Source organism: Paenibacillus sp. FSL W7-1279 (assembly GCF_037969845.1).
Classification (GTDB): domain Bacteria; phylum Bacillota; class Bacilli; order Paenibacillales; family Paenibacillaceae; genus Paenibacillus_AQ.
In genome coordinates this window covers 2,573,601-2,597,820 of sequence record NZ_CP150215.1, presented here as the reverse complement: position 1 = coordinate 2,597,820, position 24,220 = coordinate 2,573,601, and the positions used below count along the sequence as shown (strand labels likewise).

At 48.9% G+C, this 24,220-nt stretch carries 23 protein-coding genes; 2 read left to right on the top strand and 21 right to left on the bottom strand.

The genetic code is table 11. The features are described 5' to 3' along the window. Positions 1-50 precede the first annotated feature (50 nt). From MKY82_RS11360 to lpdA, 4 genes are all read right to left on the bottom strand, one after another. Positions 51-1,457, bottom strand: coding sequence for a dihydrolipoamide acetyltransferase family protein (locus MKY82_RS11360; RefSeq protein WP_339223030.1), 1,407 nt, complete (start codon positions 1,455-1,457; stop codon positions 51-53). Positions 1,458-1,474: 17 nt separating this feature from the next. Beyond that, on the bottom strand, positions 1,475-2,461 hold the full coding sequence (locus tag MKY82_RS11355) for an alpha-ketoacid dehydrogenase subunit beta (protein ID WP_339296112.1): 987 nt from the start codon (positions 2,459-2,461) through the stop codon (positions 1,475-1,477). Positions 2,462-2,464: 3 nt separating this feature from the next. Then, entirely contained in the window at positions 2,465-3,493 is a 1,029-nt protein-coding gene (locus tag MKY82_RS11350; RefSeq protein WP_339296111.1) for a thiamine pyrophosphate-dependent dehydrogenase E1 component subunit alpha, read from the bottom strand. Between the two features lie 180 nt (positions 3,494-3,673). Continuing rightward, positions 3,674-5,095, bottom strand: coding sequence for a dihydrolipoyl dehydrogenase (gene lpdA / locus MKY82_RS11345; RefSeq protein WP_339296110.1), 1,422 nt, complete (start codon positions 5,093-5,095; stop codon positions 3,674-3,676). A 157-nt stretch (positions 5,096-5,252) separates the two neighbouring features. On the opposite strand from lpdA, the gene MKY82_RS11340 reads away from it, so the two are divergent. After that, the gene (locus MKY82_RS11340) at positions 5,253-5,558 is read left to right on the top strand and encodes a DUF2627 domain-containing protein (protein WP_071223872.1); all 306 of its coding nucleotides are present in this window, start codon (positions 5,253-5,255) and stop codon (positions 5,556-5,558) included. A 63-nt stretch (positions 5,559-5,621) separates the two neighbouring features. Here the strand turns inward: MKY82_RS11340 and MKY82_RS11335 are convergent, their stop codons facing one another. From MKY82_RS11335 to MKY82_RS11310, 6 genes are all read right to left on the bottom strand, one after another. Beyond that, a complete protein-coding gene (locus MKY82_RS11335) occupies positions 5,622-5,834 on the bottom strand; it encodes a hypothetical protein (RefSeq protein WP_194541883.1) in 213 nt (70 codons plus the stop codon). Between the two features lie 67 nt (positions 5,835-5,901). Further along, the gene (locus tag MKY82_RS11330) at positions 5,902-6,789 is read right to left on the bottom strand and encodes an NAD-dependent epimerase/dehydratase family protein (RefSeq protein WP_216530929.1); all 888 of its coding nucleotides are present in this window, start codon (positions 6,787-6,789) and stop codon (positions 5,902-5,904) included. Positions 6,790-7,031: 242 nt separating this feature from the next. Next, a complete protein-coding gene (locus tag MKY82_RS11325; protein ID WP_194541881.1) occupies positions 7,032-8,006 on the bottom strand; it encodes a family 43 glycosylhydrolase in 975 nt (324 codons plus the stop codon). Positions 8,007-8,085: 79 nt separating this feature from the next. Beyond that, entirely contained in the window at positions 8,086-8,997 is a 912-nt protein-coding gene (locus MKY82_RS11320) for a carbohydrate ABC transporter permease (RefSeq protein WP_216530927.1), read from the bottom strand. A 54-nt stretch (positions 8,998-9,051) separates the two neighbouring features. Continuing rightward, positions 9,052-9,927: a sugar ABC transporter permease gene (locus tag MKY82_RS11315; protein WP_194541879.1), complete on the bottom strand. Its 876-nt coding sequence runs from the start codon at positions 9,925-9,927 to the stop codon at positions 9,052-9,054. A gap of 82 nt (positions 9,928-10,009) precedes the next feature. Beyond that, on the bottom strand, positions 10,010-11,251 hold the full coding sequence (locus tag MKY82_RS11310) for an extracellular solute-binding protein (RefSeq protein WP_339296109.1): 1,242 nt from the start codon (positions 11,249-11,251) through the stop codon (positions 10,010-10,012). Between the two features lie 284 nt (positions 11,252-11,535). On the opposite strand from MKY82_RS11310, the gene MKY82_RS11305 reads away from it, so the two are divergent. Then, positions 11,536-12,438 (top strand): ArsR family transcriptional regulator, encoded by a 903-nt coding sequence (locus tag MKY82_RS11305; RefSeq protein ID WP_194541877.1) that lies wholly within the window; start codon positions 11,536-11,538, stop codon positions 12,436-12,438. Between the two features lie 239 nt (positions 12,439-12,677). On the opposite strand, the gene spo0A is transcribed toward MKY82_RS11305, so the two are convergent. The 11 genes from spo0A to folD form a co-directional block, all read right to left on the bottom strand. After that, positions 12,678-13,481 carry a sporulation transcription factor Spo0A gene (gene spo0A, locus MKY82_RS11300; protein WP_194541876.1) on the bottom strand — a complete coding sequence of 268 codons (804 nt, stop codon included), beginning with the start codon at positions 13,479-13,481 and terminating at the stop codon, positions 12,678-12,680. Between the two features lie 195 nt (positions 13,482-13,676). Then, a complete protein-coding gene (gene spoIVB / locus MKY82_RS11295) occupies positions 13,677-15,011 on the bottom strand; it encodes a SpoIVB peptidase (protein WP_194541875.1) in 1,335 nt (444 codons plus the stop codon). A gap of 100 nt (positions 15,012-15,111) precedes the next feature. Then, positions 15,112-16,851 (bottom strand): DNA repair protein RecN, encoded by a 1,740-nt coding sequence (gene recN / locus MKY82_RS11290; protein ID WP_194541874.1) that lies wholly within the window; start codon positions 16,849-16,851, stop codon positions 15,112-15,114. Positions 16,852-16,902: 51 nt separating this feature from the next. Continuing rightward, a complete protein-coding gene (gene argR, locus MKY82_RS11285) occupies positions 16,903-17,352 on the bottom strand; it encodes a transcriptional regulator ArgR (protein ID WP_071223861.1) in 450 nt (149 codons plus the stop codon). Positions 17,353-17,369: 17 nt separating this feature from the next. Next, positions 17,370-17,861 carry a hypothetical protein gene (locus MKY82_RS11280; RefSeq protein WP_339296108.1) on the bottom strand — a complete coding sequence of 164 codons (492 nt, stop codon included), beginning with the start codon at positions 17,859-17,861 and terminating at the stop codon, positions 17,370-17,372. 68 nt (positions 17,862-17,929) lie between these two features. Continuing rightward, the gene (locus MKY82_RS11275) at positions 17,930-18,802 is read right to left on the bottom strand and encodes a TlyA family RNA methyltransferase (protein WP_216530922.1); all 873 of its coding nucleotides are present in this window, start codon (positions 18,800-18,802) and stop codon (positions 17,930-17,932) included. A 20-nt stretch (positions 18,803-18,822) separates the two neighbouring features. Further along, positions 18,823-20,730: a 1-deoxy-D-xylulose-5-phosphate synthase gene (gene dxs, locus MKY82_RS11270; protein ID WP_339223016.1), complete on the bottom strand. Its 1,908-nt coding sequence runs from the start codon at positions 20,728-20,730 to the stop codon at positions 18,823-18,825. Positions 20,731-20,838: 108 nt separating this feature from the next. After that, entirely contained in the window at positions 20,839-21,762 is a 924-nt protein-coding gene (locus tag MKY82_RS11265) for a polyprenyl synthetase family protein (RefSeq protein WP_339223014.1), read from the bottom strand. Continuing rightward, positions 21,737-21,997 (bottom strand): exodeoxyribonuclease VII small subunit, encoded by a 261-nt coding sequence (gene xseB / locus MKY82_RS11260; RefSeq protein WP_009591232.1) that lies wholly within the window; start codon positions 21,995-21,997, stop codon positions 21,737-21,739. The genes MKY82_RS11265 and xseB overlap by 26 nt, the downstream gene beginning before the upstream one ends. Further along, positions 21,987-23,357: an exodeoxyribonuclease VII large subunit gene (xseA, locus tag MKY82_RS11255; RefSeq protein WP_220685911.1), complete on the bottom strand. Its 1,371-nt coding sequence runs from the start codon at positions 23,355-23,357 to the stop codon at positions 21,987-21,989. Before xseA ends, xseB begins: the two co-directional genes overlap by 11 nt. Before the next feature lies 1 nt (position 23,358). Then, on the bottom strand, positions 23,359-24,219 hold the full coding sequence (gene folD, locus MKY82_RS11250; RefSeq protein ID WP_339296107.1) for a bifunctional methylenetetrahydrofolate dehydrogenase/methenyltetrahydrofolate cyclohydrolase FolD: 861 nt from the start codon (positions 24,217-24,219) through the stop codon (positions 23,359-23,361). Position 24,220: the final 1 nt, after the last annotated feature.

The following is a 24,220-nucleotide window of genomic DNA, read 5'->3' as shown; positions in this document are numbered from 1 at the left end:
GTCTGCGAACCTTCTTCCGAAGAATCAGTCCGCAGATGCATAGAAGAACATTAATACAGCTTCGTATCCAGGGTATAACCTTCCAGGTTATCCTTAACCCGCTGCAGGAACCTTCCGCAGATAACCCCATCCAAAATCCGATGATCGAGGGATAGACACAGGTTCGCCATTGAACGAACAGCGATCATATCATTGATGACCACAGGCTTTTTAACAATGGATTCAAACGTTAGAATCGCAGCCTGCGGATAGTTGATGATCGGATAAGACAGAATCGAACCGAAGGATCCCGTATTGTTCACCGTAAAGGTACCGCCCTGCATGTCGTCTAGCTTCAGCTTGCCTTCACGGGTCTTACGTGCAAGCTCTTCGATCTCTCTAGCCAAGCCGGCAATATTCTTCTGGTCGGCACGGTGGATGACCGGCGTCAGCACGGAATCCTCTGTTCCGACGGCCAGGGACAGATTGATATCGCGCTTCACCACGATTTTATCCACGGCCCAGAACGAATTCATGATCGGATAATCTTTAATTGCGTTCACAACGGCTTTCAGCAAAAAGGCCAGGTAGGTCAGATTAACCCCTTCCTTACGCTTGAACTCGTCCTTCAGCTGATTACGCAGCAATACGATATTGGTCACGTCGACCTCAATCATCGTCCACGCGTGCGGAATCTCCGTCACGCTTTGACGCATATTTCTGGCGATCGCATTACGCATCGGCGTAACATCGATAAAGTATTCCGATCTGCCGCCTTCCATTCCTTCCACTTCGATGGTTGGAATTTTCGGCAATTCCGTCAAATGCAGCCCGGAATGACGCACATCCGGAATAGCTGTGCCAAGTGGAGGCGACGGTTCCGCAGGCGTCTGATGCTGCAGCCCTTGAAACGGCGAAGTCCCGCTAGGCTGTATCGTTTCTTTCGGTGCCTGGGCGCTCTGGGCTGGTGCTGCTCCGGCAGGAGCGCCTTGGCCTTGGGCTGCTCCTCCCTTTTCAATATAAGCCAGTACGTCTTTACGAGTGATTCTGCCGCCCATGCCTGATCCCTGTACTCGCGAAAGATCAATCTGATGCTCGGCTGCCAGTGTTTGCACAGCTGGGGAATACCGGAAACGCATCGAACCTTCTTCGCTGCCGCTTCCCTGATGCTGACTCACGGGAGCACTTGCAGCCGGCTGGGGAGAAGGATCTGCCCCTTGACCGGAAGCGACAGAGATCCGGCAAATGATCTCGCCAACATTGACGGTCTGGCCCTCCTGGGCAAGAATCTCTCCCATGACGCCGTCCAAGGTGGATGGAATCTCGGCATTGACTTTGTCGGTAATGACTTCACAGATCGGTTCGTACTGCTCGATGGCATCCCCCGGCTTCTTCAGCCACTTGGCAATGGTCGCCGAAACAAGGGATTCCGCCAGCTGAGGCATTGTAACATCGGTCAATTTCTGATTTTGTGACATGCTCACACTCCCTGTTCTTAATAAAGCGCCAATTGACGCATGGATTCTTTGACTTTGTCCTTGTTAAGCATGAAGAATTTCTCCATCGGCGGACTGATTGGCATAGCTGGTACATCCGGACCGCACAAGCGCATGATCGGGGCATCCAGATCATAGAGGCAGTGCTCCGCAATAATCGCGGCTACTTCCCCGCCGACGCCGCCGGTCTTATTATCTTCATGAACGATCAGCACTTTACCCGTTGCACGGGCCGCTTCAATAATCGCTTCCCGGTCAAGCGGCTGTATCGTACGCAAATCCAGAACATGCGCGCTGATGCCTTCTTCCTGCTCAAGCTCTTCGACAGCCTGCATGGCAAAGTGCAGCGGCAGACTGTAGCTGATCACCGTAATATCCGACCCTTCGCGCAGCAATTTCGCTTTGCCGATCGGTACAACGTAATCATCTTCCGGTACATCGCCAGTAATCAGCTTGTAGCATTTTTTGTTCTCAAAGAACAGTACCGGATCCGGGTCGCGTATCGCAGCTTTCAGCAGCCCCTTCGCATCATAGGCCGAGTACGGCGCAACGATTTTCAATCCCGGCGTTCCGAAGAAAACCGATTCCGGGCACTGGGAATGATACAATCCCCCGAATATTCCGCCGCCGATCGGCGCACGAATCACGACGGGACAGCTCCAATCGTTATTGGAACGATAGCGGATTTTCGCTGCTTCACTAATAATCTGATTGGTTGCCGGGAACATGAAGTCCGAATATTGCATCTCGGCAATCGGCTTCATGCCATACATGGCCGCTCCGATAGCGACACCGGCAATCGCGGACTCCGCGAGCGGGGTATCAAGCACCCTCATTTCGCCGAACTGATCCAACAAACCCTTGGTTGTTGTAAACACGCCGCCTTTGACGCCTACGTCCTCGCCTAACACGAATACGGACTCGTCACGCTCCATCTCTTCCTTCATGGCCAGGCGAATTGCATCGATATATTCCATTACCGCCATCTTTTACACGCCCCCTTCATCATCGGCATATACGTGAAGAAGCGTATCTTCAGGCTTCGGAAATGGAGCCAAGTCTGCAGAATCCGTCGCTTCTTTGATCTCCAGGTTTAATTGCGCAATCAGATCCTGATCGCGTGCTTCGTCCCAGAGCCCGCAGTCGACCAAATAGTTCTTAAAGCGGGCGACGCCGTCTTTCTTCCAGTTCTCTTCGACCTCTTCTTTTGTCCGGTACGCCAAATCGTTATCCGATGTGGAGTGCGGAGACAAACGGTACATCATGGATTCGATCAGTGTTGGACCTTCTCCGCGAATCGCACGCTCACGCGCTTCCTTTACGGCTGCATAGACCTCGAGCGCATCGTTGCCATCCACTCGAATGCCAGGGAATCCATAACCGAGCGCGCGGTCGCTTACCTTCCCGCTAATCTGTTTATGAAGCGGCACCGAAATGGCGTATTGGTTATTCTCGCACATGATAATGACAGGAAGTTTGTGAACGCCCGCAAAGTTGCAGCCCTCGTGAAAATCCCCCTGATTGCTTGAGCCCTCGCCAAACGTAACAAACGATACAAAATCCTTCTTCTGCATCTTCGCCGCCAGTGCGATACCCACTGCATGCGGAAGCTGTGTGGTTACAGGGCTGGAGCCCGTCACAATTCGCAGGCGTTTACTCCCAAAGTGTCCAGGCATCTGCCGTCCGCCGCTGTTCGGATCCTCTGCCTTGGCAAAAGCCGACAGCATCAATTCGCGAGGCGTCATGCCCACTGCCAATACAAATCCATAGTCGCGGTAATAGGGTAAAAAGTAATCTTTCTCCCGGTCGAGGGCAAACGCAGCAGCAACCTGACACGTCTCCTGCCCGATCCCGGATACGTGAAAATTAATTTTGCCCGCACGCTGCAGCAGCAGGTTGCGCTCATCGAATTTTCGCGCCAGCACCATATATTTGTACATGTCTAGCACTTGTCCGTCGCTCAGTCCAAGCTGCTCATGCCTATTGTTGTTTGCCATAACCGTTTCATGTTCTTTCATGGAGATCCCTCCTTTATGTGAGCCATGACTTCAGGCTTGATCCTTCGCGCCTTGTAACCTAAGTTTAAAGGCGTATTTGATCAAGTATTAAAACCTGGTACTAAGACTTGGCTTAATGTTATTATAATCCCTTTCTCGGCAAAAAGAAATGAGGGATTCCACAAAAGGATGTACTTATCCTTATAATCCAATGGCTCGTCCATCCACCGCAAGCATCGCTTCACCGATGATTTCGGATAAGGATGGATGGGCATGCACCGCCGCTCCCACTTCCCATGGAGTCGCATCCAGTACTTGCGCCAGTGCCGCTTCGCCGATCAGCTCCGTAACATGCGGACCCATCATATGCACGCCCAGAATATCCTGCGTCTTCTGATCGGCAATAACCTTCACGAAACCCTCCTTCGTTCCGTGGATCAAAGATTTGCCTATCGCCGAGAACGGGAATTTACCGATCCTGATCTCATGTCCGCGTTCTTTGGCCTGCTTCTCCGTTAGTCCGACGCTGGCTACCTCATGACGGGTATAGATGCAGCGAGGGATCCATTCGCTTCTGTAGGCTTCCGTCTTCTCGCCTGCCAGATGGTTCACCGCGGCTATCCCTTCGTGGCTTGCTGCATGGGCAAGCTGAAGACCCCCGATGCAATCGCCGATTGCGTAAATATGGGGTTCTGTTGTTTGCATATTGGCATTCACCACGATGACGCCGTTCGCAACCCGAACGTCGGTATTTTCAAGCCCGATATTTTCAGTGTTACCGATTCTCCCGACAGAGAGGAGCAGCTTGTCCGCTGACAATGTTCTGGTATCGTCCTTTTGCTCAATCGTGATGGACACGCTTTGATTCCGGATCTCACAGCTATCGGTTTGAATGGAAACGTTGGTGATAACCTCTACGCCTCTGGCGGTGAGCATCTTTGTCAGCTCCCGTCCAACTTCCTCGTCTTCGGCTGGCAGCAGATGGGACGAAGCTTCAACAATCGTGACCTGAACGCCAAAATCATTCAGCATCGAGGCCCATTCCACGCCGATTACGCCGCCTCCTACGATGATGATGGATGCAGGGAGCTCATCCAGTTGAAGCGCATGGTCGCTTGTCAGTATATGTATGCCGTCAGGCTCTAGCCCCGGTAAGTGACGCGGACGCGAACCGGTTGCGATGATCAGATGAGTGGGAACCACGGTTTCCATCTCGCGGTCCGGAAGCTCAACCGCCACTGCCCCGCTGCGCGGAGAGAAAATGGACGGGCCGATAACTCTCCCTTTGCCCTGCACGACGGTAATTTTATTTTTGCGCATCAAATATTGAACGCCCTGGTGCAGCTGAGCGACGATACCGTCTTTACGCTTCTGTACTTTGTCAAACGCTAGCCGGACCCCGTCCGTCTCGATGCCATAGCTCTCGCTATCCTTCATTTCTGCATACAGCTCGGCACTCCGAAGCAAAGATTTGCTCGGAATACAGCCGCGGTGCAAGCAGGTCCCCCCCAGTTTGTCCTGCTCGATGATGACCACATTTTTACCAAGCTGGGCTGCGCGGATGGCCGCAACATATCCACCGGTTCCCCCGCCAAGAATTGCTACATCACATGTTATAGCCACAAACGGCACCTCCATAATAAGTCCAGTTTTACACTTTCATTGTACTCTCTTTTTTTCGGATTACAAAATCAGCATCCATAATGGAAATAGACATTGCCCTATGAAAAAGGTATGATAAACGGTAGTTCATTACATCAGTCGCAGGAAGGAATCTTCTATGAAAATGTTAATTTCCCGCTTTATTGCCATCTTGATTTTGGTTATCCCGGGTTTTATGGCAATGAAGGGTTTCTTAATGATGAAAGATGCGGTTTTTCTATATATTTCCGTTCATGGGGATGACAGTGTGGCAAACCCCGCTTTCGGTTGGCTATCTTTTCTAGGCGGGCTAGCTCTGTTTGTCATTGGTATCGGATTCTTGGGCGGCTGGATTCTGTTCCGGGACCGCAAGCGAAATTACGTTGGACCAAGATTCAAAAAGAAGCGCCAAGCGCCGAAATCAGGAACGCCATCCAAAAGCTAATCCTATCAAAAAAACACCGGGGAGCCCTCCCCGGTGTTTATCATATGTTCTGAACTCCGCCGTTTATTCCATCAATGCATCCTTCAGTTTACTCGACATTCTCGTTTCTCTGGACGTCGCTTTCAGCGCGGTTTTCCGCAGATTGAAATTTTGCTTCGTTAAAACTTCCAATTCGTCATACATCGCATGGATTAACGTCAGGGCTTCCGGAGATAAGCCTTCCATGGCTTCTACCTCTCGAATACGCTCTTTCCATGCTGCCATCTTGTCGCTCATGCTGATCTTCCTTTCAGGGCACTTCCCTCTATCTTTCTTCTAAATGATAATGATCCTGCCGCTTTCGCTAGCGAACCTTCAAATCGGCGGACAATTCAGCAATCAATTTCGGCATCCAATCGTGCAAATCCCAAAATTTAAAGCCGGCAGCTGCCGCTCTGGCATGATCCATCGTCCAATCTCCCGGAATTCCGAACGGGGACATGTGGTCAGGTGCTGCGGAAGACTGCAGCGGTGCCGACCTTCCAACTTCCTGCTGGATCAGGCTCATCAATTCCCGGACCGAAATCGTTCCGCTGGAGCAAGCATTGACTGGGCCCTCCAATTGAACTTGACCTGCCCATTCCAGGAACGCTGCCGCTTCCTCGGCATGCACAAACGAGATTTGCGCGTCAGGATCAGGCAAACCAATAGCTTCTCCGCTGGCTGCATGCTCAATATGAAAATGCAGTCTTCGCGTATAATCATCCGGTCCCAGCACAATCGGCAGCCGGACAGCGGTAACGTTCAGGTTGTGGCAGCCGAATAATACCGCCTCCGCCTGGCGCTTGCCTTCCTTATAGCTGTAGTCCCTGCTTTCGTTCATCATGACAGGGTATCTGTAAGGATCAAAGTCCTCTTCCCTCACCGGATGATCCGCAAAATCATAGACCGATAACGTAGAGGTCAGCACGTATTGTCCAATCCGTCCGGCAAAGATGTCTGCAGCTTGTCCCGCTTCTTCCGGAGTATAACATATATTATCATACACGATATCAAAGTCCTGGCTTCCCACTGCCTGTTTTAAACCTTCCGGATCCTTTCGATCCACGGTAAGCCGCGCAACGGCACCCCCGAATGAATCCTGGTGATGTCCGCGCGTTAAAATCGTAACGGCATCGCCTTTAGCCAGCAGCCGGTTAACCAGCCTTTTACCGAAAAAGCGGGTACCGCCCAATACTAATATCTTTGCCATTTATAATTCCTCCTTACCGGGAAATAAGAATATCGTTAATAGTACCGTACTTTATACATCCTTAACCATTGCATAAAACGATCAGTCCTCTTTTCTCCATCCATATCGAAGACTCCTTCTTTTTTCCTATTTTATATTATGCTGCTTATCTCCTGTAATGTAAAAAACCGACCAAGCTGTTAAGCTCAGTCGGTCTGATGTTTGTAAATCGATTCGTTCTATAACCCCAATTACAAATTGCATCATAGCTTGGAGACCGGTTCATCATCCGCTCTCGGCACCCCGAAATTCGGCGTCCCGTCCTCGTTCCACCGGATGACCTGTACGCGCGTATGCCGATTCGGATCATATAGAGGATCGCCCACAATCTCCTTGTAACTTCTTGCATGGTACACCAGAATGTCCTGCGAGCCATCCTCGGAAATCGTGAAGCTGTTATGCCCTGGTCCATATTGGCCATTGGCTTCCGATGTCGTAAACACGGGTACTGGCGACTTGACCCAGGAGCTCGGATTCAGCAGATCACTGTCCTCATCGGCTGTCAGCAGCCCCATCGCATAATTGTGGTCCGTGGCGCTCGCGGAATAGGTCATGAATATTCGCCCGTTTCGCTTCAGAACGGCGGCCCCTTCGTTCACAAGATACCCGATCTTCTCCCAGTCGTACTCAGGAACCGAGATGCATACCTGTTCCCCTGTAAGGGTCCATGGATTTTCCATCAATGAAATGTACAGATTGGAATTGCCTGGAATGCCCGGATCTTTCTGAGCCCATACATAATATCGTTTGCCTCTATGCTCAAAGGTTGTTGCGTCCAAGGCAAAAGATTCCCACTTCGTGATCACTTGCCCCTTCTCCACCCATTCCCCTTCGAGCGGGTTCGCCGAAGCGTTCTCCAGTACGAACATGCGATGATCAAACAATCCGTCCCTCGTTTCTGAAGTATGGGCAGCGGCGAAGTACACATACCATTTTCCATCCATATAATGGATCTCGGGTGCCCATATGTTGGCACTCATCAGGCCTGACTCATGCTTGCGCCAGATCGTAATTCCTTCAGCATCCGCAAGCCCATGTATCGTTTGCGAGCGTCTAAGCTCAATACGGTCATACTCCGGCACGGAACCGGTAAAGTAATAATAACCATCGGTATGTTTATAGATCCAGGGATCAGCCCTTTGTTCAATCAGGGGATTTTTTATATATAATTCAGACATGGTGACGACTCCTATACCTTATAGTTTGACTTCCGCTAGCTTTCTATTTTTAAATGTTTCTTTGAATCCAATCTTCTTGCTATCCTTTGATGCCTGCGTTTAAGTTAATCGACTGCACAAAGTATTTCTGGGCAAACAGGAACAACAGCAGCGTCGGAATGATGGCCAGGATCGCAGAACCCATCAATTGTCCGATCATGCGGTAATTGCCGTAAATGTCCTGTAACAACAGCAAACCTGCTGTGACCGGCATCTTCTCCACATCGGTATACACGATGACGGGCCAGAGGAAATCATTCCAGGAACCCGTAAATGAAAACAGGCCGCATACAATCAGTACAGGTTTCATGAGCGGCAAAATAATAGAGTAATAGATTCTAAAATCTCCCGCTCCATCCACGCGTGCCGATTCATCCAAATCCTTGGGAACGCCCATCATGAATTGTCTGACCAAAAAAATGTTCCCCATCCCGGCCAAACCGGGAATGATCATTGCCCAAGATGTATTAACCCATCCCAGCGCATCAATGATTTTATAAGACGGGATCAGATTCACTACCCCAGGAAAGAAGGATATTCCAAGCAAGGTAAAGAACAAGGTATCTCTTCCCTTAAAGTTCATGCGCGAGTATCCATAACCTGTAATGGAAATGACAACGATCACGAGCAGCGTATGCATCGTTGCAATAAACACGGAGTTCATCAACCAGCGCAGAATGGGCGCGGTCGACGTGTTTTGCAGAATCGTGACATAATTATCAAAAATCCAGCTATCGGGCAGCAGTCTGAAACCGCTGGAAACCACCTCAGCCTGGGACCGAAAAGATGTGGTAATGCCAAATATGACCGGAATTGCCCATATCACACACAGGATGATCAGAAATGCGTAAGCTATATATTTTGACACGCTTATGTTGGATGAAGCCTTCTTCGGACCAGAGCGACCAAGCTTGGAATCCGCGTTTACTTCATGTACTACCGGGTTCGACATTGCACAGTACACCTACCTTTTATCGTTTCCGTCGTTTGCAAGCTGATCATGCCGCTAGGACGCGTTTCGGTTCATCACATAATACTGAAGGGCTGAAATGACGAGAATGACCAGTCCGAGCAAAACCGCCATCGCGGATGCCATACCCGCAATCGATTCCCCGTGACCGAAGGCCAGCTGCCGGATATACATCATCAATACCGTCGTGCTCTGTCTGGGTCCTCCGTCCGTCATCATTAATGGCTGACCGAATACGTTAAAGGCTCCGGCTGTCGTCATAACAAAGGTATAGATCAGCGGAAAACGAATGGAAGGCAGTGTAATGCTTGAAAATCTGCGGACAGGCCCCGCTCCATCTATCTCGGCCGATTCATACAAATCCTTCGACACTCCGCTTATGGAAGCACGGTAGATAATCATGTTGCCACCGACTCCGCCCCACACCGTAATGACAATGATAATCAGCCAGGCATAGGGCTGGTTGGCCGCCCAGACCGTTTCTGAGCCGAAAATATTATTCGTAATCCCGAGCTGCTTATTGAAGATTAAAGACCAGATCAGTGCCGCTGCGGAAATCGAGATGAGTCCGGGAATATAGAGGATGGACTGAATCACATTTTTCATTTTCACTTTTTTGTGTTCCAGCGATACGGCAATCATTAACGGAATGATGATTAATATAGGGACGCTTAGCACAACAAAGATGAGCGTATTTTTTAATCCATTCATAAATTGGGTATAGAAGGTAGACTCCGTGTCAAACAGAATCGTTTTATAGTTGGCCAAGCCAACCCATACAGGGTCATTAATCAGATTCCATTGCGTAAAGGAAGCATAGATCCCGTATAGGGTCGGCAATAGAATAAATACGATAAAAAGTATCAGATGGGGACCTACAAAGAAATAAGGCGTCAACGACTTCTTATTCATACCCTTTCATTTCTCCTTTGGAAAAGAAAAGTGTCTTCTAAGGAAGGACACTTTTCTTTTTTTCAATCTGCTCTGCTGTTATTTACTTTGCAGCACTGTTGCCTTCCGCGATTTTATCCTCTACAAATTTCTGCATCGTCGCCAGGGTCTCGTCGATATCGACATTGCCTCGTACGATATCCGCTGCATATGTATCCACAGCCTCCGCTACGTATGGATAGTATTCGTAGGTGTAAATGTACAAGGATTCGATTTCTTTTTCGTTGGCGGTAAAGAATGACTGAATATAATTACCGTACTCCGGGCTCTCAATGACCTGTTTACTCGCTACAATCTGTCCCGCTTTTGCCCACTCAATCGAGTTTTGGCGAATGAATTCCAGGAACTGGCCGATAGCCTGCTCTTTCTCGTCCGTTCTCTTATCGTTCTTCAGCATGGAGAATAAGTGCGAAGAGGCCCGGTTCGTATACTTATCAGCACTCGTCGAATAAATGTTCGTAACGCCAAAGTCCAATCCATCGACGGTTGCGTGTGCCGTCGAGCTCCATGTGCCGTCTGTGGAAAATAAAACGTTTCCAGATTGGAACATCAGATAGCCGTCCTCACCAAAAGGGGTCATCAAGCCTGCATCCGATATTTTCTTAATCTCCGTAAATGCTTGCTTCATGGATTCTGTATTTACGGCCGGCTTGCCGTCTTGTTGAATGTCGCCGCCCAGGTTCTGGATTTGCGCCAGCACAACCCAGCCCAACAGAGCGTCATTGATCACGTAATCGCCTTCATCCAGCTTGCCTTGCAGCGACAAAATTTCATCAATGGTCACGACATCATCATCCAGGAAGCTTTCAACATTGTATTTTTTGAGCAAATTTTTATTGTAATACATCGCATTGCTGTGAATATCAAGGGGTACTGTATATTGGGTGCCCTCGACGTTTCCTGTTGCCCAGGCCTGCGGCAAGTAATTATCCGCTTTCAATTCTGGCTGAGCTTGCATGACTGCCGTCATCGGCTCCAACACACCTTGCTTAACGAAGCTAGGAACGCGGTCTGCGTGAATAATGGACAGATCAGGAACGCCTTTGCCTGAATTCAGGACGGTAGAAATTTTTGTATACATATCCGAAGTAATCACGTGCTTCACTTTATATTCAGGATTGGTGGCGTTGTAATCTTTCACTAGCTGATCCATGTAAGCCCCGTCATCACCTGTCAAAGGCGTCCAGAAGGTAATGGTGTTCTTGTCCCCGTTGCCACATCCCCCTAGTACCGCTACCGCTAACAATACAAGTATTAGTGAAACCCCCATTTTTTTCTTCAACAAACTCTCCTCCTATTACTAATCATTTGGTTAATCATTTACCGACATGGATCATGAAAACGATTAACTTTGGTTCAGTATACACTCGTTTTGAAAACGGTGTCAATAACATATATATAAATCTTTGTTACTTATTTTTAGTTTAATTAACATTTAAATTAATCATATAATTGAAAATTTGTTGTATTAAATGCTTAGATTTATATACAGGTTAATAAAGCATGTGTTATGATGCATATAAGTTAATGAACCTGGTTTATGAAAAACTTGTTGAAAGAAGTGGTCATATGCAATTGGAAATAGACAAGTCATCGCTTGTGGTTTACGAGGCTTTGGCCAGCGAAGTTCGAATCAAGATTATTCAGCTGCTCTCCAAAAACAAAATGAATATCAAAGATTTGGCCCAAGAACTTCAAATCAGCAGTCCGATTGTGACAAAACATATTAAAAAGCTCGAAGATGCAGGCATTATCCGGACAGAAAAAGTACCGGGAAAATCGGGACAGCAAAAAATCTCGATCCTGAAGGTGGATCATATCGAAATCAACTTCCCGAAAAAGATTTTTCATTCCTTTGCTTCATATGAGGCTTCCGTGCCGATCGGGCATTATACGGACTATGACCTGAAACCTACCTGCGGCCTTGCTACCGAGAAGGAATTTATCGGGCGGGTTGACGAACCCAAATACTTCATGGATCCTAAACGTGTGGATGCAGAAATCCTGTGGTTTACGGAGGGCTTTATCCAATACAACATCGCGAACTTCCTTCAAAAGGATGAAAAGCTGCAGCAGTTCGAAATCAGCTTGGAGATTTCCTCGGAATTTCCTTTTTCGAATGATGTTTGGCCTTCCGACATCACTTTCTCCTTAAACGGGATCGAACTTGGGACGTGGACAAGCCCGGGGGATTTCGCGGATACGAGGGGGAAGTATACGCCTGCATGGTGGCCGCACAACATCAACCAATACGGTCTGCTAAAAACGATACGAATTACAAGCCATGGTACTTATATCGATGGCGACCCGCTCTCTGCTGTCTCCATAGATGATTTGGATGCAACCTGTGATCGCTGGACCTTTCGAATTGAAGTGAAGGAAGATGCAAAGCACGTGGGAGGTGCCACCTTATTCGGCAAGAAGTTCGGAAACCACGAGCAGGATATCCAGTTCAAAATGTATTATCTGTGAGGCCAATCGAAGGTAGATAACACCGAAGATTGTTCACCTGTTAAGTTACCTAAATAAAAACAAACCAGCCGGATTAGCGGCTGGTTTGTTTTGCTCAAAGTCCATGGCAAACATAAAATCACTCCTTCACAGATTACGACATCGCAACCAATAAAGGAGTGATTTCAATGTTCCGCGCAAGTAGACATTCAGGATAACCTCTTTCATTACCCTAAATCCCTTCCTCAGTCCTTACCCTTTCAAGATACCTTATGCTCAATTCTCAGCTTGTCAGCGACCATCGCGATAAACTCGCTGTTGGTTGGCTTGGATTTGCTGATGTTGATGGTGTAGCCGAACAGATGCGAGATGCTATCAATGTTACCGCGTGTCCAGGCCACTTCGATTGCATGACGGATCGCACGTTCCACGCGGGAAGGCGTTGTTTTGAATTTCTCTGCGATTGCCGGATACAACGTTTTGGTGATCGCACCAAGAATTTCGATATTGTTGTATACCATCGTAATGGCTTCACGCAAATATTGGTAACCCTTGATATGAGCAGGGACACCAATCTCATGGATAATCGAAGTGATATTCGCGTCCAGATTTTTGCCTTTGCCCATGGGAACCACATTGGATTTCATACTTGTAAATGAAGCGCCTGACGAAATGCTGCTGGACGAGCCAACGAGTTGACGAATACGGCTGGCGAGCACCTCCATATCAAACGGCTTCAAAATATAATAGGAAGCCCCCAATTGTACGGCTCGCTGCGTAATATTTTCCTGACCAAATGCCGTAAGCATAATGACTTTCGGCTGCGGAGACAAATTCATATCGCGTAATCGCTCAAGTACGCCAAGGCCGTCCAAATGAGGCATAATAATGTCAAGGATCAGCACATCCGGTACTTTTCCCGATTCCTCAATCATGCTCAGTACTTCTTCGCCGTTATAAGCGATTCCGGAAACCACCATATCTTGTTGATCCGAAATGTATTCACCAAGCAGGTTTGTAAACTCACGGTTGTCGTCTGCCAATAATACCTCGATCTTTTGCAATTCGTGCTCCTCCTTTATCAGATCAGTTGTTATTTTAGAACATTTTCTTGTGTATAAAGTTTTCGACATGCTTATTTAAATTCCTTCTGTCGAAAATTATTTTTCTTTATTTTTTTTTGAAGTTGATTTATAATTAAATATTTTGTTTCAAATTAATCTCTAATTCGTTATTTTACGACAAAAAATCTCAAGGCATTAACCTGCCTTAAGATTTTGAGGAGTTGATTCTGTAGATTGTAGTATGCCAGAGTCCTGAAGCATCCATTCAATAAAGCATCCATACCCCGATTTAGGATCATTAACAAAAACGTGCGTTACCGCTCCAATCAGCTTGCCATCCTGAACGATCGGACTACCGCTCATGCCTTGTACGATCCCGCCTGTCTTCTTAAGCAGTCTCGGGTCGGTGATACGAAGCACAAGCCCTTTCGTTGCAGGAGCATCCTGCTTGGACACATGAACAATCTCCACTGTAAAGCGTTCAACATCCTGCCCTTCAACGACAGTTAAAATCTCTGCCGGTCCTTCCTTGACCTCATGGGATAAGGCTACGGGAATGGGCTCCTGATACAGACCGTGTTCAGGAAGATTATTCATTTTACCGAAGATGCCAAAATGGGTATTGCGCTCGACATTGCCCAAAATCTTGCCGTCTTTTGTGAAGGTGGCCCGTTTTTCCCCCGGCTCGCCTTCTTCACTTCGACTAATGGATGTAACGTTGGACTGAACAATCTGTCCGCTTCCGACATCAATGGGTGTTTGAGTATTCATATCGGTGATAACATGGCCTAAAGCTCCATAAACTTTCTGATGAGGCGCATAGAAAGTTAAGGTTCCTACCCCTGCTGCAGAATCACGGATATACAGACCAAGACGCCAGCTTTGATCTTCTTGATCATATGCCGGACTCAGTTTTGTTGCCATTACTTTGCCGCCCCGCTTAAAGGAGATATCCAGTGGCTTATTAGCTTTACCAGCCTTCTCGACGATATCAGCAACCTTAGTCACATCATTAAGCGGCATTCCATCCATCGTGGTCAGCAGATCGCCAACCTTCAAGCCAGCTGCTTCTCCAGGAGACACTTTAGCACCGTTTTGAACGCGTACCAGATGATGTCCAACGACCAGTATACCGGAGGATTTCACTTTGACACCGATGGTTTGGCCTCCAGGAATGACCTTGAGCTCCGGGATCACCTTCACATGAACTGTCTTCAGAGGAATTTTACCAAATAATTTCAGGGTTACTTCCGCATTTCCGCTTTGCTGGGGGTTCAGCTGCAGTGGATGCTTTAGCGATACTTGAAGTTTTGACTCGCGGGAGCCGTTGAGCTGCAGGACATCCGGGCGATCAACTGAAGCGAGGGCTTGAACAGGCATGGCTACATCAAGGCGGGACTGCTGACCGGAAATCAATCTCAGCTCATTAGGCAATGAAGCAAAAGACTGGACTGGATCAGCAGTTCCAATGAAACAAAGAAGGAAAGCAAGAACGAAACCGAGCAGTTTTCTCCTGAGGTTGGGCTTCAATGGCTGTCACGCTCCCTTTTTCTTCTTTCGCTTGACGAAAAGGTGGTCGCCAATTGCGTACCTTTAAGTTACCCTGCCCTTAAGGATTTATAACTGTCAATCATTGACCCAGAGCCGTTCTGGAAGCCTTTTGCGCTGCCGCCAGATTGAGCATTTCTTGGGCATGATGAAGTGTCTTTTGAGTGATCTCGACTCCGCCAAGCATTCGTGCAAGCTCTTTTACACGCCCCTCTTCAGTCAGGTTTTCTACTTGCGTCATCGTTCTGGAGGCTTCCAGCTTCTTCTCGATTAAATACTGATGATCCGCCATGCAAGCGACCTGCGGTAAATGCGTTATGGAGAACACCTGACAGGTTTTAGCCAGCAAAAACAGCTTCTCCGCAATCGATTGGGCAGCCCTTCCACTGACACCTGTGTCGACTTCATCAAAGATTAAGACCGGTATTTGATCATGACGGGCAAATATACTCTTCATCGCCAGCATAATTCTGGACATTTCTCCACCCGAAGCAATTTTGGCAAGCGGACGCAGAGGTTCACCCGGATTGGCGGATATGAGGAATTCGGCCGTATCCATACCTTGTCTGGTCAACCTTACTTTATGTCCTTCATATTCGTAACCGTTAGGATCCAGCTGCAGTTCCATGCGAACCTCAAGCGAGGTGCGTTCCATTTGAAGATCCTTTAGTTCTCCCTCCACCTGCCGTGCTAAATCTTGCGCACATTGCTTGCGGGCAATACTAAGCTCTTTCGCGCTAACCAGCAGCACGCTTAACAACTCGTCACGGCGCTGTTCCATCGCTTGTATAAACTCGTCCTTATTCTCCAGCATATCGGTTTCCTGCTGAATTCTCACGTAGTATTCCAGAATTTGCTCAACATTATCCCCATATTTTCGTCGCAATCCGGAGATCATATCTAAACGAAGTTCAATTTCATTCAGCCGTTCCGGATTGAATTCAATGCTGTCGCGATAATCCCTCAGCTGGAAAACCGCATCCTCCAGCTGATAATACGCGGATTGCAGCTGCTCAACAAGCGGCTTTAACCCCTTCTCATCGTAGCCGGACACATCCTCCAATCTGGATAGGGCACGGCTGACGGATTCCAGACCCGAAGATCCGTACAATAGGTCGTATGCTCCGGCAACGGAATCCATCATCTTCTCGCTGTGGGACAGCTTGGTTCTTTCTTCGGACAATTCCTCATCCTCACCGGATTTTAGCTCCGCGGCCGCGATCTCCTCGAGCTGAAACCGATACATATCCAGCATTTGATAGGCCTTCTGGCTGGTCTCCTGCAGGTCCCTGAGCTCCCGCTCCACTTTGCTGAATTCGCCGTACAATTCTTGATATTTCCGTTTGGCAGGCCCGATGACTTTATCTCCGTATGTGTCCAGAAGACTCATATGCTGCTCTGAACGCAGCAAGCTTTGATGCTCATGCTGGCCATGAATATTAATGAGCTTTTCTCCAACTTCACGCAGCATGCTTAAATTCAGCAGCTGTCCGTTAATACGCGACGTGCTTTTCCCTTGAGATGTCAGTTCTCTCCGAATCAATAAATGCTCTTCCGGATCCGCTTCAACACCCAGCTTCTTCAGTGTTTCCCATACGGGGTGCTGCGCAGGCAGCTCAAACAGAGCCTCAATCTCCGCTTTGTCGCACCCGTAGCGAATCAGCTCAGCCGAGCCGCGGCCGCCGGCAATTAATCCCAGCGCATCGATAATGATGGACTTACCTGCTCCGGTTTCCCCCGTCAGTACGTGAAATCCCGGATAAAAATGCACATCCACGCTTTCTACAACCGCAAGATTCCGAATGGATAGCGTGTTTAACATGTTTCCCACCTCCGCTACTGCTTAAAATTGCCAATGAGTCACAAATATTTATTACGAAATGAAATTTTTGATTTGGGTAACCACATGTTCTCCGTCATCTTCCGTTCGGCAAATCAGCAATATCGTGTCATCGCCGCAAATGGTCCCCATGATCTGGGTCCACTCCATATTATCGAGCAGCACGGCAACGGAATTGGCTGTTCCAGGCAAGCATTTCATGACGACAAGATTACCGGTACGGTCAATGTAAACAAAATTATCGACAAGCGCTCTTTTGAGCTTCTGTACAGGGTTATAACGCTGATCTGTCGGCATGGAGTATTTATATCGCCCATCATCTGTAGGCACCTTAATGAGCAGCAGTTCTTTGATATCACGTGAAATCGTAGCTTGAGTAACCTGAAAACCTTCCGCACGCAATGCGTCCACAAGCTCATCCTGTGTCTCAATATCCTGGTGGGTAATAATATCCCTGATTTTAATATGGCGTTGTCCCTTCATAAAGAGCCTCCTGAGTATTAACTGTTGTAATCATCCTGACCAATCCATTCTTCGTCCGACCAATCCATGCTTAAACGGTGAATCGACTTCTCGTTCACATTAATGTAGAGCAGCCCGGCACATTCGGGATACAGCAGCAAAAACGGCATCAACCGATCGCGAATGCCCGAGCCCGTCCAGTCGACCGGCATCCGTTCCCGTGCCAGCTTCACCATGTACAGCTCACCACTGTCATCGGATGCAATGTAATCGATAAACAACCGACTCAAGATGGGTCTATGCCCCGTTTCAAATGACAAGTTTATTTTTACTTTACCCCCAACGACGTCATATCCTTCTTGTTCGAGCATCCCAATCGCTGGGTGTTCTGGAATGTGTTCATTTATCGGGATGCCCGGCAGTCGATCCGGTGATGGCGACATTAGCCAACGATTCAGCCTATAACCGATAAGCAAGGCTATGACGACACCAAGCAATATCATTAATAACCAATCATAACGCTCATTCATCCTCTCACCTCGAATTTTGTATTCGCGTATGAGAACATAAATTCCTCTTTTTCAGCAAAAGAAACCCATCATTTCGATGAGTTTCCTGTGAATGTATGAGCCGCTTGCGTTACGACGGTATCAATCCATTGACTCAAATGGACAGGTTCTTGTCCATCTGCTTGAGTCGGTTCTTCCGAGCTTTCAGAAACCTCCGGCTCTAATCGCCAGTGGGCCAGGAATTCTATATTGCCTTCTCCACCCGTAATCGGAGAGAATGTCAGGTTTTTTAATTTGAACCCAATTTCATCAGCAAAAGTCAGCACTTGCGTCAAGACTTCCCTGTGAACCTTCGGATCACGAACCACGCCGGACTTACCCACCTTCTCCCGCCCTGCCTCAAATTGAGGCTTGATCAGAGCAGCTACATCTCCTGGTTTACCCAGGAGCATCTTCAAAGGCGGTAAAATGATGCGAAGGGATATAAACGAGACGTCAATGCTGGCAAAATCAGGCTGAGGGCCATTCAGGTCATCCGGTGTCATATAGCGGAAATTGGTTCGCTCCATGACACACACGCGTTCATCGTTACGCAGCGACCAATCCAACTGGTTATAACCGACGTCGATCGCATACACATAACTTGCCCCGTGCTGGAGCGCGCAATCCGTGAAGCCGCCAGTCGAAGAGCCGATATCCAGCATCGTGCGCCCCTTCATATCGATGTCGAATGAACGAATCGCTTTCTCAAGCTTTAATCCTCCACGGCTGACATAGGGATGAACCGAGCCTTTGACTTTCAATTCGGACGTCCTCGGAATTTTCATGCCGGCTTTCTCGATCCGCTCGGTTCCGGCATAGACCAGACCCGCCATAATCGCGGCCTTGGCTTTTTCGCGACTCTCATAATATCCTTGCTCCACGAGCAGGACATCAATTCGTTCTTTCTGAGATGAATCCATATTATACTCCCGATGGTTTACTAAGACATAAAACTTCTCTTGCCGAGCCCGGCTGTCCGGGCATTCTTCAAGCTCCGGATCTCCTGACAAACCGATTCCAATGTCAGCCCTACTTCTTCGCGCTGCTGCGGTATGCTGCCATGCTCGATAAACCGGTCTTCGATCCCCATTAAAGATACGACCGCATCATGGATTCCCTGCTCCGCAAAGAACTCCAGTACCGCGCTGCCCATACTACCTGCTTGCGAAACTTCCTCCAGAACCAGCATGGATGTCCCCGTCTCTGCCAGATTCCGCAGCATGCCTCCATCAAGCGGTTTAAGGAATCGGGCATTTACGACTTCCACCGTAATGCCTTCCCGCTTGAGCTGCTCCGCAGCTTCCTCGGCCAACTGAACCATAGGACCGGATGCCAGAATCGCGTATCCTTCGCCAGGACGAACGACTTCCCAAGTCCCGATAGGAATCGGCACCAGTTCGGTGTCCATTGGAACGCCGCGCACATTGTTCCGGGGGTATCGGTAAGCGATAGGTCCCTCATTATAATCGAGCGCTGTTTTCATCATATGACGAAGCTCGTTCTCGTCTTTTGGCATCATAATGACGATATTCGGGATATGACGCATGAAGGCTACATCGTATACCCCTTGATGGGTTTCGCCATCTGCACCAACAAAGCCGGCACGGTCAATCGCAAACATCACGTTGGCGTTATGGCGGCAAATATCATGCACGATTTGGTCGTACGCACGCTGCATAAACGTGGAATACACCGCAAATACAGGCTTCATGCCTTCCATTGCCAATGCTGCGCACAAGGTCGCGGCGTGCTGCTCGGCAATCCCCACATCGATCATACGATCAGGGAATTTCTTGCTGAACGGGATCAAGCCGGAGCCGCCCGGCATCGCCGGCGTAACGGCCACGATTCGCTCGTCCTGTTCCCCCAGCTCAACCAGCGTCTGTCCGAATACTTCCGTGTACATCGGATTTCCTACCGCTTTAAGGACTTGGCCGGATTCAATCTTATAAGGCGTGATCCCATGCCATTTATGAGAATCGGATTCAGCCGGTCGGTATCCCTTGCCTTTGGTTGTTACGGCATGAATCAGAACGGGTCCATCCACATTGTCGGCCTGCTTTAACGTATCGATCAGTTTGTTCAGATCATGTCCGTCTACAGGGCCCAGATAGGTAAATCCGAGTTCCTCGAATAAAACGCCGGGAACCATCATATATTTAAGGCTGTCCTTCATCTTCTCTGCCGTCTTGGCCAGTTTGCCGCCGATGGCAGGAATTTTCTTCAGGAGCATTTCCACTTCGTCCTTGGCACGAAGATAATAACGATCAGATCGGATCTTGCTTAAGTAGTTATGCATGGCACCCACATTCGGTGCAATCGACATTTCATTGTCATTCAGGATGACCATCAGCTTTTTCTGCTCATGGCCAATATGGTTGAGCGCTTCAAACGCCATGCCGCCGGTAAGGGCACCGTCACCGATCAAGGCGATCACCCGGTTGTTCTCACCTTTCAAATCACGCGCCATCGCCATACCCATTGCGGCAGACAGCGAGGTGCTGCTGTGCCCGGCTTCCCAGACATCATGCTCGCTTTCGGAACGCTTTACGAAGCCGCACAAGCCTTTGTATTTACGGAGCGTATCAAATTTATCCATTCGTCCGGTCAATATCTTGTGTACATAGGCTTGATGGCCCACGTCATATATGATCTTGTCACGAGGGCTGTCAAAGCAATAGTGCAAGGCCAGCGTGAGTTCAACCACTCCCAGATTCGGTGCAAGATGGCCACCGGTAACGGACAGCTTTTCGATTAGAAAATGACGGATTTGTCCTGCTAAATCCTCGAGTTCGTCCACCGATAGATGTTTAAGTTGTTCGGGATGCTTGATATTTGGAAGAAGCACGAAGAATCTCCCCGCTTTCCTTGATTAAGTTTACGTTCTTCAGCTGATATGAAATCAGCCATTAACAGACATTATATCACAAAAAAACCGTTTGCATGTAAAGCGTGCTTAGTGATCCCGCGCCATCAGGAAATCGGCGATCTCCAGCAATCTGGAGGGATCATTGAATTTCCCTTCGGAAATGACCCGCTTGGCTTCTGCTGTCAGGCGCTCAACTTCACGCCTTGATGCGTCCAAACCGATGAAGTACGGATACGTTACTTTTTCCTGTTTCACATCGCTTTGTACCGGCTTCCCAAGCTTGGACTCATCCCCGACCAGATCCAGGATATCATCTTGAATCTGAAAAGCAAGGCCGATATGATGCCCGAAAGTTCGCAAGGATTCAATCTGGGATTCCGAGCACCCGGCAATATGCCCGCCGGCCATAAGCGAGAACATAATCAGATCACTCGTCTTATGCAGGTGAATATACTCAAGCTGCTCCAGCGTCGTTATCCCTTGTTCACCCTCCATATCGGCAACCTGACCGCCTACCATCCCCCGCGGACCTGCATACTCCGCAAGATCCTCCACAATCGACAGCACGCGCTCAGCTGGAACACCATGCTTTCTGGCAGCCTGGATTACGCTGTAAAAGGCATGCGTCAGCAAGGCATCGCCGGCCAAAATAGCGCTCGCTTCGCCAAAAACCTTATGATTCGTTGGCTTGCCGCGGCGATAATCGTCATCATCCATCGCTGGAAGATCGTCGTGGATAAGGGAATATGTATGGACCATCTCAACGGCGCAAGCGACTGGAAGAGCAGCATAACGGTTGCCGCCTCCGGCCTCGCATGCCGCAATGACAAGCAGCGGACGCATTCGCTTGCCGCCTGCCATTAAAGAATACGACATGGACTGGCGAAGGGTTTCAGGAACTTTCCAACCTGGCGGAAAAAGATTTGTTAACTCGCTATCCAGTCTGTCCCAAATCTCATTCATATATTGATGAATCGGAAGTCTGTTATTCACCCAGTTCACCTGTCTCATCCAGCGTCCCGCCAAAAGGCTTACGCTTCAGTTCTCCGCCTTCTTCCACGATCATTTCGATTTTTTGCTCAACCTGCTCCAGCTTTTTGCTGCACATCTGCGACAGCTTCATGCCCTGTTGAAATAAATCGATTGCTTTTTCCAGCGGCACATCTCCATCTTCCAACTGCTCTACAATCGTCTCGAGCTGCGCCATCGCTTCTTCAAAGCTGATCTCCAATGTTTCATTCGCCATTCTCTTCATCCTCCTTCATTCCCCACACTTGACACTGCAGCTGTCCGTCGCTGACCCTCACGTTAACCAAATCGCCTAACTGAACATCTTCGATGGATTTGACAAGCTTTTGTTCTGCCTCGTCGTACACGAGGCTATATCCTCTGGACATAATTTTCAGCGGACTGAGCGCATCGAGATGCCTCATTTCGGTTTGCAGCTGAGATACCTTGGATTTCATGATCGACTGCATCGCATTCATTAACTGCCGGTTGGCCTGATCTTTTCTTCTCGCGGCAAACTCCGCTTGGGTTCGCGGATTATACCGGATTAATCCCTGATGCAGTGATTTTTGTCGCTGGCGGACCAGGGATAGCCGGGATTTGAGGTTCCCCTGCAGCCGCTGGGACAGCATGTCCAAACGTTCGGCATGTTGAAGCATATACCGGCGGGGATGAACCAGAACCGGGGAACGCTGGAGCGAAAATAAACGTTCACGACTCCGCTGAAGACGCTGCTGAAGTCCCTGGTTCAGCTGACGCTGTCTTTGAACAAGCTGCCCTCTCAGTTCCGCGCTGCTCGGTACCGCAAGTTCAGCGGCGGCCGTCGGCGTTGCGGCTCGTAAATCTGCAACAAAATCGGCGATCGTAAAATCCGTTTCGTGTCCAACGGCCGAAATGACGGGAATATCGGATTGATAAATAGCTCTTGCAACGATCTCCTCATTAAACGCCCACAGCTCTTCCAGTGATCCGCCGCCGCGCCCAACGATGAGCACATCCGCCTCAGCCATGTCATTCATCGTCCGAATACCCTTCACGATCGAAGGAGCAGCCCCTTTGCCTTGAACCAGCACCGGATAAAGAATGGCTCTCGCCTGTGGGTACCGTCTCCGGATCGTAATCATAATATCCCGAACCGCGGCACCCGTCGGTGAGGTAATAACACCAATTGTCTTGGGATAACGCGGCAGAGGCCGCTTGCGCTCGGCTGCAAACAAGCCCTCTTCCTCCAGCTTCGACTTCAGCTGTTCATAAGCAAGGTACAAACTGCCGATCCCGTCGGGCTGCATTTGAACCGCATAGAATTGATATTGACCATCTCGTTCATATACCGACACATTGCCCCGGGCAATGACGCGCGAGCCTTCCTTCGGTATAAAAGGGAGCCTCTGGTTATGAGTCGCAAACATGATCGCACGAATCCGGCTGCCTTCATCCTTTAAGGTAAAGTACATATGTCCGCTGGAGTGATGGGTGAAATTCGAAATTTCACCGCGGATCCATACGTCGGAGAGCCTCGAATCGCCTTCCATTTTCATGCGGATATAACGGTTTAAATCCTTAACGGATAATACTCGTCCTGGATCTGCCGACTTCATATCAGCTCAACCCATTGAGCCTTTTGGCGGCTATCAAGGTATTCTGCATGAGCATCGTGATGGTCATAGGGCCCACGCCTCCAGGAACCGGAGTAATCGGACCGGACACTTCCTTCACGCTCTCAAAGTCCACGTCCCCGGCAAGCTTCCCGTTCTCCAAACGGTTCATGCCGACATCAATTACAACAGCACCCGGCTTCACATAACTGGCATCAATCATATTCGCTCTGCCAATTGCAACGACTAGGATATCCGCTTGGCGAGCGATTTCAGCCATATTCCCCGTGCGGGAGTGACACATCGTAACGGTGGCGTTCTCGCGCTGGAGGAGAAGTGATACCGGTTTGCCAACGATGTTGGATCTCCCGATTACAACCGCATGCTTGCCTGCAATCTCGATGCCAGTCCGCTTGATCATTTCAATCACGCCGGCAGGCGTGCACGGCAGCAGACTGTCATCGCCTATTACGAGGTTACCCACATTAACTGGATGGAAACCGTCCACGTCCTTTTCCACTGCGATCGCATCAATGACGGCCTTCTCATGGATGTGCTTTGGCAATGGGAGCTGGACCAAAATTCCGTGAATGGATTCCTGTGCGTTAAGCTTGTCCACGAGCGCCAGCACTTCTTCCTGGCTGGATTCCGCGAAAAGACGGTGCACCTCGGAATAAAAGCCCAGATCCTGACATGCCTTCTCCTTGTTGCGTACGTAAACATGCGAAGCCGGATCATCACCTACAAGTACAACAGCCAAACCAGGACGTAAATTCTGCTTGGACAATTGTTCTACTTCTAACGCAATCCCCTTGCGAATTTCTTCGGAAATCTGTTTCCCGCTAATTATCGTTGCTGCTGTCATC

Coding starts and splice junctions, on each gene's coding strand:
- recN (WP_194541874.1), bottom strand. CDS start 16,851: ATGTTAAACACGCTATCCATTCGGAATCTTGCGGTTGTAGAAAGCGTG.
- MKY82_RS11320 (WP_216530927.1), bottom strand. CDS start 8,997: ATGTCGAACCCGGTAGTACATGAAGTAAACGCGGATTCCAAGCTTGGT.
- folD (WP_339296107.1), bottom strand. CDS start 24,219: ATGACAGCAGCAACGATAATTAGCGGGAAACAGATTTCCGAAGAAATT.
- MKY82_RS11265 (WP_339223014.1), bottom strand. CDS start 21,762: ATGAGACAGGTGAACTGGGTGAATAACAGACTTCCGATTCATCAATAT.
- MKY82_RS11305 (WP_194541877.1), top strand. CDS start 11,536: ATGCAATTGGAAATAGACAAGTCATCGCTTGTGGTTTACGAGGCTTTG.
- argR (WP_071223861.1), bottom strand. CDS start 17,352: ATGAAGGGACAACGCCATATTAAAATCAGGGATATTATTACCCACCAG.
- MKY82_RS11340 (WP_071223872.1), top strand. CDS start 5,253: ATGAAAATGTTAATTTCCCGCTTTATTGCCATCTTGATTTTGGTTATC.
- MKY82_RS11330 (WP_216530929.1), bottom strand. CDS start 6,789: ATGGCAAAGATATTAGTATTGGGCGGTACCCGCTTTTTCGGTAAAAGG.
- MKY82_RS11335 (WP_194541883.1), bottom strand. CDS start 5,834: ATGAGCGACAAGATGGCAGCATGGAAAGAGCGTATTCGAGAGGTAGAA.
- MKY82_RS11325 (WP_194541881.1), bottom strand. CDS start 8,006: ATGTCTGAATTATATATAAAAAATCCCCTGATTGAACAAAGGGCTGAT.
- MKY82_RS11280 (WP_339296108.1), bottom strand. CDS start 17,861: ATGAATGAGCGTTATGATTGGTTATTAATGATATTGCTTGGTGTCGTC.
- MKY82_RS11275 (WP_216530922.1), bottom strand. CDS start 18,802: ATGGATTCATCTCAGAAAGAACGAATTGATGTCCTGCTCGTGGAGCAA.
- xseB (WP_009591232.1), bottom strand. CDS start 21,997: ATGGCGAATGAAACATTGGAGATCAGCTTTGAAGAAGCGATGGCGCAG.
- MKY82_RS11315 (WP_194541879.1), bottom strand. CDS start 9,927: ATGAATAAGAAGTCGTTGACGCCTTATTTCTTTGTAGGTCCCCATCTG.
- MKY82_RS11355 (WP_339296112.1), bottom strand. CDS start 2,461: ATGGCGGTAATGGAATATATCGATGCAATTCGCCTGGCCATGAAGGAA.
- MKY82_RS11360 (WP_339223030.1), bottom strand. CDS start 1,457: ATGTCACAAAATCAGAAATTGACCGATGTTACAATGCCTCAGCTGGCG.
- xseA (WP_220685911.1), bottom strand. CDS start 23,357: ATGAAGTCGGCAGATCCAGGACGAGTATTATCCGTTAAGGATTTAAAC.
- MKY82_RS11350 (WP_339296111.1), bottom strand. CDS start 3,493: ATGAAAGAACATGAAACGGTTATGGCAAACAACAATAGGCATGAGCAG.